The 11,702-nt window shown below is 35.5% G+C and carries 11 protein-coding genes, 1 pseudogene and 1 riboswitch; of the genes and pseudogenes, 2 read left to right on the forward strand and 10 right to left on the reverse strand.

From position 1 onward, the window contains the following. The 6 genes from QWC74_RS10755 to QWC74_RS10780 all read right to left on the reverse strand — a co-directional run. On the reverse strand, positions 1–1,940 hold a 1,940-nt coding region (locus QWC74_RS10755), incomplete at its 3' end, for a VWA domain-containing protein (RefSeq protein ID WP_288994034.1). Between the two features lie 258 nt (positions 1,941–2,198). Beyond that, a riboswitch (cyclic di-GMP riboswitch) is annotated at positions 2,199–2,281 on the reverse strand. A 296-nt stretch (positions 2,282–2,577) separates the two neighbouring features. Beyond that, entirely contained in the window at positions 2,578–2,904 is a 327-nt protein-coding gene (locus QWC74_RS10760) for a (2Fe-2S)-binding protein (protein ID WP_006783465.1), read from the reverse strand. Positions 2,905–3,014: 110 nt separating this feature from the next. Continuing rightward, complete coding sequence (locus QWC74_RS10765) at positions 3,015–3,569, reverse strand: hypothetical protein (RefSeq protein WP_006783466.1); 555 nt, start codon at positions 3,567–3,569, stop codon at positions 3,015–3,017. Positions 3,570–3,578: 9 nt separating this feature from the next. Further along, a complete protein-coding gene (locus tag QWC74_RS10770; RefSeq protein ID WP_006783467.1) occupies positions 3,579–4,073 on the reverse strand; it encodes a hypothetical protein in 495 nt (164 codons plus the stop codon). Positions 4,074–4,302: 229 nt separating this feature from the next. Beyond that, the gene (locus tag QWC74_RS10775) at positions 4,303–4,974 is read right to left on the reverse strand and encodes an SHOCT domain-containing protein (RefSeq protein WP_006783468.1); all 672 of its coding nucleotides are present in this window, start codon (positions 4,972–4,974) and stop codon (positions 4,303–4,305) included. A 103-nt stretch (positions 4,975–5,077) separates the two neighbouring features. Continuing rightward, positions 5,078–5,674 carry an SHOCT domain-containing protein gene (locus tag QWC74_RS10780; RefSeq protein WP_100068680.1) on the reverse strand — a complete coding sequence of 199 codons (597 nt, stop codon included), beginning with the start codon at positions 5,672–5,674 and terminating at the stop codon, positions 5,078–5,080. Positions 5,675–5,821: 147 nt separating this feature from the next. Between QWC74_RS10780 and galU the strand changes: the two genes are divergently transcribed. Continuing rightward, complete coding sequence (galU, locus tag QWC74_RS10785) at positions 5,822–6,703, forward strand: UTP--glucose-1-phosphate uridylyltransferase GalU (protein ID WP_006783470.1); 882 nt, start codon at positions 5,822–5,824, stop codon at positions 6,701–6,703. Between the two features lie 37 nt (positions 6,704–6,740). Here galU and QWC74_RS10790 read toward each other — a convergent pair whose 3' ends face one another. The 4 genes from QWC74_RS10790 to QWC74_RS10805 form a co-directional block, all read right to left on the reverse strand. After that, positions 6,741–7,754 (reverse strand): LCP family protein, encoded by a 1,014-nt coding sequence (locus QWC74_RS10790; protein ID WP_006783965.1) that lies wholly within the window; start codon positions 7,752–7,754, stop codon positions 6,741–6,743. A 467-nt stretch (positions 7,755–8,221) separates the two neighbouring features. Further along, a complete protein-coding gene (locus QWC74_RS10795) occupies positions 8,222–8,668 on the reverse strand; it encodes a hypothetical protein (RefSeq protein WP_040763807.1) in 447 nt (148 codons plus the stop codon). A gap of 3 nt (positions 8,669–8,671) precedes the next feature. Continuing rightward, entirely contained in the window at positions 8,672–9,169 is a 498-nt protein-coding gene (locus QWC74_RS10800) for a sigma-70 family RNA polymerase sigma factor (RefSeq protein ID WP_006783964.1), read from the reverse strand. A gap of 774 nt (positions 9,170–9,943) precedes the next feature. Then, on the reverse strand, positions 9,944–10,837 hold the full coding sequence (locus tag QWC74_RS10805; RefSeq protein WP_006783963.1) for a WxcM-like domain-containing protein: 894 nt from the start codon (positions 10,835–10,837) through the stop codon (positions 9,944–9,946). Positions 10,838–11,021: 184 nt separating this feature from the next. Here QWC74_RS10805 and QWC74_RS10810 point away from each other — a divergent pair. Then, a pseudogene (locus QWC74_RS10810) lies at positions 11,022–11,648 on the forward strand (IS30 family transposase); the annotation flags it as partial. Between the last annotated feature and the right edge of the window lie 54 nt (positions 11,649–11,702).

Consider the following 11,702-nt stretch of genomic DNA (forward strand, 5'->3'; position numbering starts at 1 on the left):
ATAAGAGGAACAAGGTTCTGTGGAATATTCCAAATAACAGTTTGTGCTCCCTCTGATTCTCTTAATTTAATGCTCATCCCTGTAAATAACGCATCTGTACTTGTGAATGTCCCATCTTCTTGCTTTGTAAATTCATAATTATTTCCATTATAGCGAACATACACACTATTCCCTCTAAGCTGCATTCCTGTACCTAGCTGATCTTCAAACTGAACTGACGTACCACTTTCAAATGGTAGTTTACTAACATTTGTTACCGCATTAGCGAATTGCAATAACAGTTGCTTTAAATCATCTTCAGTTAAGGTGCCACTCTTTGAATAATCAGCATAAGACTCTTTCTTATAAAGAGTACTATCCTTCAAAAGATTATATAATTTTTTCTCATTCGTGCTACTTCCTTTGGAACTACAACTGTTATAATTTTCTAATGTTGGATTTAATACTGTTTGGCCAAACAATCCTGTTACACCTAATCCTACTGTATATAAAAGTGTATTTCTTGAATAAGCATTTGTAACAAGTTGCTTATGGTGAATAGCAGTTAGGATCGTGTAATACCCCATTTTATCTGCATCTTGTTGATTGGCCATACCATTTCCAAATTTATAATTTGAATCTAATGTTTCATAAGAAGTATTACCATAGGTGGGTTCTCCGTCTGATAAAATAAATAATGCTGGAACGCGATCACTATTTGCAGCGCTAATTAACATATCCGCGCCTGCTTTAATTCCTGCTTGCGTGTAGGTTCCTCCAGTCACATTCACTGTTTTACTTACTTTTGGCTCAACTGCTTCACTTATAGATATGTTCCCAGAGGGCTCCCACCATCCACCATAATTTTTACCTGTATATGTTAAATAATCTCCGGTACTCGTATAATTATTTAAAGGTAAAAATTGTTGACTACCTTCACTGAACGTTACAATACCAATTTTAGTTTGAGGATTTTGTGATACTAATTGTTTAATAGCTAAATTAACTGCTTTAACCATTGCATAGGCGCGTGTCTCACTATCCTTAGTTGCCCACTCATCTTTACCTAACTTATACTTCATACTTCCAGATACATCTAACACAAAAACAACATTAGCAGGAGTTTTAGCCGTAGACTCTACATTATACCCTTGCCCCAAAGCTGATAAAATGACATTAAAGTCACCGTTACTTATCGCTAAATTATCGATATAATTAAAATTAGAATCTAACGTGACAGATTTATCTAGCCAAACTGCTCCATCATTTTCAGATGACATAGAGCTAGTTAATCTAGTATATTCATCTGATGTATTTGAATCAGCAGCAGCACTTGCTTGATATCCATTCCAATTATAACTGCTATATAAATTTTCTGTTCCTTTCGCAATATACGGATTCAAAAGTCGAATATTAGCAGTAAAAGTAATATCTGAATCTAAAGAAATTTCTTCCTCTTCTACCACTTCATCTTCTTCAACGACTTCCTCTTCAGTTGGAAATTCTTCTTCATCCAATGAATCTTCCTCTTCTACTGGGGTTTCAATTTCATCTGATGGTGCTTGCTCCTCTTCAGTTGGAGTTTGAACGTCATCGGACGGAATGTCTTCCTCTTCAGTCGGTGTTTCAACGTCTGATGGAGCTTCTTCTCCTTCATTCGGTACTTCAATATCAGATGGCGCTTGCTCCTCTTCAGTTGGAGTTTGAACGTCATCGGATGGCGTTTCTTCTTTAGGTGATGCTTCTCCCTCTGTTTCTACACCTTCTATTTCATCTGTATTTTCTTGTTGTGAGGTGGATGTTTCTAACAAGTCATTTAAAGCATCAAAATTCTGCATTTCGACATTACTACTTTGTGAAACTTGTGCGTAAACAGAACTGATTAAATCTAGTGCTGATGTTGGGAGCACAAGTGATACTACGATCATAATAAGCAGTATCTTTTTAATCTTATTCCACACCAATACAATCCTCCCTTCAAAATGTTAAAACTTAATTAACCATGCTTTAGATTCTTAATGAATCGTTTATGAAAAGTACATCTGGTTACCGTACAAATCATTATATTTAAAAACCTTTTTATTTATTCAATTTTGGCATTTATTTCTAAAAAATAACAAACTACCAAAATCAATAAATATTAATAAAAGCTGATTAATTAACAACTTAAAACAAATTATCTCTTTTTTCGCATACAAAAAGCCCTACAAATTCAATAGAATTTATAAAGCCGGTTGCACCACTAACTCCATATATTCCAGGTGCCCAAATACAGAATATACTTCATCGTTTCTTTTAATTCGATGTGTCTCATTATTCCATGTTATGGAAGTTTTTTCAATTCTCATGAGATAGGCAGTTATTCAAAACAAGAAAAATTTGGTTATCATTATCATAAATTTCTGTAATTTGACAATTCTAGATAAAAATTTTTTGTCCTTTTTTGACATGTTGTCAAATTAATGTATTTTTTAGTTCTTCGATTAAAAAGAATATTTTTTTTCACCTTCTTACAAAATAAAAGTCTATCTTCTAAAATTTTTTCTATCATTTTAGACAAAAAAAATACCGTACAAAAAATTTTTGTACGGTATTTTTTTATCGTCCTAAATCAATAACGTTTTGAACTAGCGCTTTACAACGTCCGCAAGCTGTCCCAGCTCCCGTTTTTTCTCCAACTTCTTCAACTGTTGTGGCTCCACCTTCAACAGCTGCTACGACATCTGCTAACATGACTTGTTTACATCCACAAACAGAATCTAAAATCGCTTGGATTTTTGGTAAACATCCACCACAAGCTGTTCCAGCTCCTGTCATTTCTTTAATCTCGTCAATCGTACGAGCTCCTTGAATCATTGCTTTACGAATTGTAATGTAATCCACTTGCTTACAGTGGCAAATCATTTTGTGTGCATGTCCTGCCATGATTTGATTCCTCCTAATAAAAAATAATCCTTTTTATCATAGCATATTTTGTAAAATCATTAAGTATTTTGCACTTTAAAATAATAAAAAAAGAGGATTCACATCCTCTTCTACAATTCAGCTATACTCCCATCCTCACCTACAAATAACAGTAATACAATGGGATCATCAGCTCCTTGTTCTTCAAGCTCCACTGATTTTAAGGCGACATAATAACCGATTAAATCATCACCGTAATGTTCTGGCATCTCATCATACATATACACAATATCATCACTAGCTCCATAAACTTCAATGGCTAATTGAATAGCATCTGTTCCTGAAAAATCATGCGCGTGCGCATACTCTGAACTTGTATCCTCTGCACTCGCAATCAAAGTTTCAAGTTCCTCAATCTCAGGATAATCTTCTAAACGGAGTCCCTCAACTTCAATCAATTCTATTACATTGGCAAGCTCAAGCTCAGCACCACGTGTCTCCCCTAAACCGAGCAACATCGCAACATAATCAAGACTTTCTGAAATAGTGGACTCAACACTTACTTCCTCGACCACATCCAAAGAATCCTGATAATCAAGCGTCAATCCCTCCGCACTTTCAAATCGCACAATATTCCCGCTACATCCGGCCAACAACAAAACAGTCCATACGCCTAACCTTTTCATCATATCCCCCTATTCATTCATCCGTCTTCGCAAATACTTAAGTTTGGCCATCTGCTCATCAAAAACCTTCATATCGCCAAGTCGCTTAATCACCTGATTAATCATCCCTTTTTCCTCACTAAACTCGCCACTCTCAACCGCCTCTTCGCAGGTAACAATCATCTCACCTAGCATCTGTTGCAGTTTCTCAATCGCAACCTCTTTAACGACCTCGGACTTCGTGTTCACCAAATTCAAATCCGTCCAAGCAAGAAGAGCGGCATCAAGCTCACCATCATCTAAGTACTCCATCATCTCGATTAAAGACTGCATCTGTGCATATAAAGAAGCATACTCAGGATCGTTACCTTCATTTTGCGCAAACGCAATATAAGAACGTGCCTCCTTAAAATCACCTTCCTCAAGCGCTTCAATCGCCCATCTCATCGATTGAACCGCCAAATTCTCAGAACAACCACCTAACAACAAACAACTCATCATCATGAAGACAAAGTATTTTTTCATCTCATCGCCTCACGTCATCTTTTATTCACTTGAGGATAACATGGATGGATTCAAAATTTTGGCGCATTCTCGAGAAAAATTTTTCTACTTCTGTCTCCTTTTATCAAACAAAAAGAAAACCGCCAAACGTTGACGGCAGATCACAAAAGCCTATTAAATCAATAAAAAAAACGGTGAAACAGACACATCTATTCAACAAATGTGAAATTTCATCGTTTCTCATGTTTTTTCACTTAATAATCTTTTTCTTTTGTACCTCAAACTCTTCCTCTGTTAAGACGCCACTACTTCTTAACCTCCCCAAACGTTCGAGTTGTTCAAGCTTCTTTTCATTTAAATCTGTGGCTATCTTTACACTCCTTTTACTATCAGGAATAACTTTTACCATACTACCCGAGATAATCAATCCATCACCTGATGAATCATACGCTATATTAATAATCTTATTATATCCATACCATTTGGCATAAAATCTTAGATGTGCTATTTCTACCCATTTATTTTTGGGAGATGTGCTCACTCTAAAATGATACGGTTCTTTCGTCGAATCTATTTTAAAATTTTTGTGGTACGTATTTGGAAATGTCTCGATTTCATTATAATCTAACTGAACCTGATTTGCCTTTTTCAATAATTGCGCTCGTACTCTCTCATAACAAGTTTGACACAAACAAGGATTATCTTTTGGAACGCCATAACTTTGAATCAACGAATACAAATCAAAATGATTCGTTAAATAAGGGGGCTTGGATAACTCGTTAATTAGACTTTTACGATACCCAATATCCCCTTTTAGAAAAGATTTTCGTTTCGCTTCTTTATTACATCTTCCACATCTCGCATTAGTTTCTAAACTAATCCTATTTAATCCATACGCCACCAATGGCAACCACTCATCCATCCTCTTAAGTCCTCCTTATTCGTTTACCTCACTTATTAAAACACTTAATAAAGTTTATGCCTAATGAATTAAAATAGAATAAAAACTAGCTTCGTAGCTAGTTTTACTTAATAATTTTTCTCTTTTGTGCCTCAAACTCTTCTTTAGTTAACACACCACTCTTTAATAAATGTCCGAGTTTTTCAAGTCCCATCAATTGTTTGATCCATTTGTCAACATCGTGGCCTGCCTTCTTTTCCTTCACCAAATGCACCAAACTTCCGGACAACTTAATGCCTTCCTCAACCGGTGTCTGCCGCAAATTAATCACCGCATTATATCCATTCCAGCAACCATAAAACTTCACGTGACTCAGCTTTAACTCTTTCTCATCCTTTGTCGTCAACACCTCAAACGTATGAATGGGTTGCGAAGACTCTAGCACATACTCACCCCTGAACGAATCATCAAACACCTTCACATTATGATAACGAACCTGCACATCCTCAGCCATCCTAAAGAGTTCTTCGTGCCACTTCTCATAACAACTTTCACACAGCCAATCGAACTCAAACATTGACTCAAAATCAAAGCAATCGAACAAATAAGGGGAGTCCTTCAAATCGTTAAGCAACTGCTCTTTGTAATGAACGCCATCCTTATAAAACTGTTTTTTCTTGTATTTTTCTCCACACTCATGACATACCTTATGAAACCCCATCGCCATCACCCTCTTATTTAAAAGTATGTCAGCCTCATCCTAAAGATGTCTCCATTTATTAACCCCGACAAAGATTAACAAAAACATTCATTTATGATATAATAAGGTGTCAATAAAACGGGATTATTGGGATAGGAGAGTTAGTTTATGCGCAAACCAGTACGTAAAGCCGTGATTCCTGCTGCAGGATTTGGAACTCGTTTCTTACCTGCAACAAAATCACAACCAAAAGAAATGTTACCAATCGTTGATAAGCCAACGATTCAGTACATTATTGAAGAAGCGATTGCTTCAGGAATTGAAGAAATTTTAATTGTCACAAGTTCAACTAAACGTTCAATTGAAGATCACTTTGATAAATCATATGAACTTGAAGATACATTAGCTAAAAAAGGTAAACAAGACATGTTAGAAATGGTTCAAAATATTTCTAATATGGCTCAAATTCACTATATCCGTCAAAAAGAAGCTAAAGGTTTAGGACATGCCATTTTATGTGCTAAAACGTTTATCGGTGATGAACCCTTTGCTGTCCTTTTAGGAGACGATATCGTCGTAAACGAAGAAAATCCAGCAACAGGGCAATTAATTCGTGCCTACGAAAAAAATGGATGCTCAATCATGGGAGTTCAAACCGTTGCGGATGAGGACGTCTCAAAATATGGAATCATGAAACCATCTACTTCATCTAAACCAGATGGACGCTTAGTGAAATTAAGCGGAATGGTTGAAAAACCAAAACAAGAAGAGGCGCCATCTAACTTAGCCGTGATGGGACGCTACGTCTTAACACCTGAAATCTTTGAAATGTTAGAAACGCAAGAACCAGGAGCAGGTGGAGAAATCCAATTAACAGACGCGATTGACCGTTTAATGGACCGCCAAGCGGTTTACGCTTACGACTTCGAAGGAAATCGTTACGATGTCGGAGACAAATTCGGATTCATTAAAGCAACGATCGACTTCGCCTTAAGCCGCGAAGACTTAAAACACCAAGTAGAAACTTATTTAAAAGAATTAATGGCATAAAAAAATGAGGAACGACAGATGATCGTTCCTCATTTTTTTATTTATTTGTATATCCAAACTTTTCATAAATAGCTATTTCAGTTTGTAAAACAGTGTCTGATGGTTGATAATTTTCATCTCCATAAATATTTTGGTGTAGTTCTTTAACAATCGTTTGATAGCTATTCATGACATATAACGGGCTATATCCTTTGTAACTAACGCTATGGTTAATATCTGAATATCCATTAGTCGGAATTTGATATTGTTCAATGTTAGCAAGATCTATTTTAAGAGCATCAAGCCCTAAATTAATGATCTCATCTTTTGAAAGATTGGTTTCAATATAAGGAAGTGTCTCGTTTAATAGGGTTAATAATTGTGTATATGGTGTCTGTTTCATTTTAGCGAAGATTGCTTTCATCACAGTTGTTTGGCGCTCCATTCTAACGTAATCGCTATCTGCATATCTAATACGCATATAAGCCATGGCTTGCGCACCATTTAAGTTTTGTAATCCTGCCGATTTGATTTGATCACGGGCATATGGAATTTCAGATTCTTTGACATCGATTTCAACACCACCAACTATATCAACTATTTTTTCAATTGCGTCAAAATTAAATGAGACATAGCGTGTTAAATCTAAATCAAAATTGTAATTGATGGTTTGCATGGCAAGCTTTGCCCCACCATAAGCATAAGCATGATTTAATTTATCAAAATCTTGTACCTCTGCTGGAATATAGATAAGTGTATCACGCTGTAAAGATGTTACAGCCGCACGTTTATTCTCAGTGTCTAAAGATAAAACCTTCATCGCATCACTACGCCCATCCGATCCATCACCATTTTGATCGAGACCAAATACCGCAATATTCACCACTTTTGATTCTTCTTCTTTTTGAATGATTTGCTCGGTAATCCCTGCCTCTTCTTTTGTTATACTCTCCGTCATCACCATCTGATCAAGCGTAGAATTAACGACATAGTTTGCGAATATAAATCCACCACCTATTAAGACCGTCAGTATGCTTAAAATAATCGCCAATGTTATCCCAAATTTTTTCATAAAATCATCCCCTAATTTTTCTATCCTTTCCTATTTTATCACAATATTTTCCACATTAAGATTGTTTACATTATTTTTCCAAAATTTTAAACGTTTTATAAAATTATTATCACTCTTTGAATTCAATTTTAAATACTTTTTTCTAAGAATGGTTGGTGCTAAAGATAGGATCACGAATCTGATATTACTACAAAAGTCTTGATTTCCTGTAGATTCGAATGACTTTCAATCGTCGACTCATCACATATTCTAACCTTCTCATCAAATAGTCAAAATAATAATTTAGTTATGAAACCTTGGACTTCAACTGAATATGGCTTTGCTTCTAACTTCTTTAAATGAGATATTGTAAGTCAGTGTAACTTTTTTCACTTAATTCCTTCGTCTCAAATCAAGCTTTCTATCAACTAAAAAAGATGCTATCACAAACGTGATAACACCTTAACTCTATTTCATCCTCTTTTTAATTAATCTCTAACTTTCCTTAAAAGTTGAAGCGTACGCTTTCTTGCCGTTAACCTAAAAATTAACGGTTCACTCAAACAATACTTCTTTGCAATCTCATCCCAATCCAAATATGTCTCTACCTTTAAAAGCTCTTCTTTCACATGTTGAGCTCTATGGTATTGAATCTCTGGATTAATCGATTCAAACACATTAAAATACCAATCACCGGGTAAGTGGCTCTTTTTATTAAACACCATGACAGTGAGATTAGGACAACCGCATTCCTTACAAATCATCCATAAATTTTTAAGATGGTTGACAGAATCTTTGGCACTAAGTTTAAGGCCTGACTGAGCACAAAGCAAAGAATGATTTAAAATTTCTGCTGTTGGATCGACTAAGTGCCAAAGAATCGTTTCCATAAAAGTAGTACAAATCTCAGCAGGAGTTGGTTTAATAGTCCCCATCTTTTACATTTCCCCCTTCAAAATCTTTCTTAACTTCTTCAACGCATCTCGAGTACGATTTTTAACTGCGTTCACACTAATCCCTAAATGTTTTGCTGTCTCTTCAACTGAATAATCATTAATATAACGTTCCCTAATAACCTCTTGTTGATTTTTTGTTAAATAACGCAAATAATTTTCCATGATTAAATCATTAATAACGTTCTCACTTTTAGAAAACTCTTCTTCATAAGTTTCTAGAAAGTGATCCTCTGTTAAGCAAATTCGTTCTTGATATTTAGTCATTCTTGTTAGCGATGTCTTCATTCGATTAATAATATAAGAGTAAGCAAAATGATCAAATTCTCCTTTTTCTTCATTATAACGAAGTGAAGCTTCCCAAAGTGCTACCAACCCAATTTGATAAAATTCATCTAAATCCCCTCTAAGATGCAATTTTTTCATTGCCCCATAAACAAGATATAACTTTTCTTCATACCAATGTTCGAATTGCTTTTCCATGATTATTCCCCCTGTTAGGTTTAATTTTTGCCACAAGAAAATTATACCAAACATTGTAACCGTTTTTTAGTTCGTCAAAAAGGCGACGAAATCGCCAAAAAAATTTGATTTCTTTAAAAAACAGCCACACCACGTTCAGAAGCAATTCACAAATCCACACAAGCGTATGGACGATATTGATAACTTAATCCAAAAAAACAGCCAAAAAATTTATCAAATTTTTTTATTTTTGGCTCATTTTATTACGATTTTAGCTCTTTTAACTAAATTTAGCCCACTTTTGTCGAAAAATGTTATTATCGATATAGCAGAGGGAAGTAAAAATCAATCCAATTTATCCTATCATAAAAGACGAATTTTCAATATCAATGCACAACTGTTCATTAAATGGAGCAAATGAAGCTTTCCAATCTAAATATTTTCTTGATTTTTTTTATAGAGCAAAATTCTCTAGTTTCGAAAGAACTTCCATACATACACATCCAAATATGTTAAGCTGTTAAAAATTCATAAAGAGATTTCCTTATTAAAAATTGGGAGCAGTAACTCCATTCCAAAACAAAATTGTATTTATGAATTTTTTACATCTCACACTCACCATAACAATCTGTCTACTAAAAAAGACTTTAATAAGAAATAATAATCTTTACATCTGGTTAATTTAAAAGATTACTGCTCTACTTTTTATTGACATATATCCTATGAGCCACCTGCTTTTTAAAAGCATCCTAAAAATACCTTCAAAACATAACAAAAGGCCGCCGAGTGGCGACCTTAATATCTATAATCATTTTCACAAAACGGTTCTGAACTGACTGCTAATAGTACAGCCCCCTCACTAAAATCAAAGGCTTCACGCCAAACCTCTGGTGCTAAATAAAGGCCAACTTTTGGATCATTCAACGCATAAACCGTCTCATTACATCGTACCTTTACCGATCCATGTAAACAAATCAGCACCTGCTCGCTCTTATAATACGCATGATTTCCGCGCGTCATCCCTTGCTTGACATCCACCAAATAAAACACTCGCTTCACCTCAAATGGAAAATCATCTCCATCTAGTGGCACCAAACTTCCAAAAGAAGACAACTCAAACAAAACATGCCCAACCAACAACCTCGCAATCTTAGCCGCATCATTCGTAAAAGGATTAGTTTCATATCTTGGTTTAAAGGTCTGAAGATTACCGATAATCTCTTCCATATCCAGCCCACCTGAGTACTCAACTTGAATGGCTAACGCTCGCTCCACCAAATGGTGAACCGTCGCTCGATCCTCAGCCACCGTCTCTCGGCCGATAACCGCACACTTTTTCCTTGCTAGCATCGTCTCGGCTACCGTCCCAAAACCGGCCTTCGTAATAACCATTTCAGAAGCTTTAATATAATCTTGTGTATTCTCTACTTCTTTTGGCAAATACAACACATTATCTCCACTCAACTGAATGCCTTCCGTCACAATAAACTGATAATTCAAATGTGATACATCAATCTCTTCCTCTAAATCCACACTTCGTCCAACACTCACAAACACAATCGCCTTATCAAATCGATCTCTAATTTGTTGCACTGCTTTCTCATCAAACGATCTCGCACAAACTGAAATGGACTTTGCATCCTTAAAAAACGTTGTAAAATACGGTGTCGCTAAATCATAACGTAACACCTTATCTACTAGTTGATAACAGTTTTTATATCCGACAGATTGTAATATTAAGTGCGACAACTCATAAATAGGATCTTTTTTATAGAATGAAGTTACCACACAAAATTCTTAACAAGGAGATCCATTTATGAGCTATCACCATCTTACCACATTTGAACGTACACGGGCTTAAGTTCTTTCAAAAATGGGCTATTCAACGAGGCAGATTGCAGTCCAATTGAATTGACATCACTCCACCATTGCTCATGAACTGAAACGAAATACTCAGATAACTTATCCGGCCGAGCTAGCCGATGAATTAGCGAGAAAACGTCGTTTAGCTTGTCACTGTAAAGAAGCAAAGTCTGAAGAACTTATTCAAACTATTCAACACTATTTGAAGTTAACCTGGTCACCTGAACAAATTTCTCATACGATTTTAAAGGGTGTGATTTCATTTAAAACCATTTATCGTTGGATTTATGATGGAACAATTTAATCAGGAGATTTAAGCTGTTTGAGACAAAAAGGAAAACGTCGAAAACCACGAGAAACACGTGGACGATTTAACATTTGAATGTCGATTCATCAACGCCCTAAAGAAGTTAAAAAGCGCCAAATATGCGGACACTGGGAATTAGATACCGTGGTTTCAATTCATGGAAAAAGTAAGGGATGTTTAGCGACCTTTGCTAAACGTCAAACACGCTTTTATATGGCGGTAAAAATAGATAATCGCTCAACTTCAGAAATGTATGGAGCGATTAGTCAATTACATGAACAGTTTCCTAAAGGCAACTTTAAAACTTATACGGTTGATCGAGGAAAAGATGGATTGTCAACACTAAACTAAACAACTTTTTTAAGGGTATTTTGACGATATTCA

The sequence above is a fragment of the uncultured Turicibacter sp. genome (genome assembly GCF_938044715.1).
Classification (GTDB): Bacteria; Bacillota_I; Bacilli_A; order MOL361; family Turicibacteraceae; genus Turicibacter; species Turicibacter sanguinis.

What these genes read in the sequence shown, in the direction of transcription:
- QWC74_RS10760 (WP_006783465.1), bottom strand. Translation starts at nt 2,904, where the DNA reads ATGGCAGGACATGCACACAAAATGATTTGCCACTGTAAGCAAGTGGAT.
- QWC74_RS10765 (WP_006783466.1), bottom strand. Translation starts at nt 3,569, where the DNA reads ATGAAAAGGTTAGGCGTATGGACTGTTTTGTTGTTGGCCGGATGTAGC.
- QWC74_RS10770 (WP_006783467.1), bottom strand. Translation starts at nt 4,073, where the DNA reads ATGAAAAAATACTTTGTCTTCATGATGATGAGTTGTTTGTTGTTAGGT.
- QWC74_RS10775 (WP_006783468.1), bottom strand. Translation starts at nt 4,974, where the DNA reads ATGGATGAGTGGTTGCCATTGGTGGCGTATGGATTAAATAGGATTAGT.
- QWC74_RS10780 (WP_100068680.1), bottom strand. Translation starts at nt 5,674, where the DNA reads ATGGGGTTTCATAAGGTATGTCATGAGTGTGGAGAAAAATACAAGAAA.
- galU (WP_006783470.1), top strand. Translation starts at nt 5,822, where the DNA reads ATGCGCAAACCAGTACGTAAAGCCGTGATTCCTGCTGCAGGATTTGGA.
- QWC74_RS10790 (WP_006783965.1), bottom strand. Translation starts at nt 7,754, where the DNA reads ATGAAAAAATTTGGGATAACATTGGCGATTATTTTAAGCATACTGACG.
- QWC74_RS10795 (WP_040763807.1), bottom strand. Translation starts at nt 8,668, where the DNA reads ATGGGGACTATTAAACCAACTCCTGCTGAGATTTGTACTACTTTTATG.
- QWC74_RS10800 (WP_006783964.1), bottom strand. Translation starts at nt 9,169, where the DNA reads ATGGAAAAGCAATTCGAACATTGGTATGAAGAAAAGTTATATCTTGTT.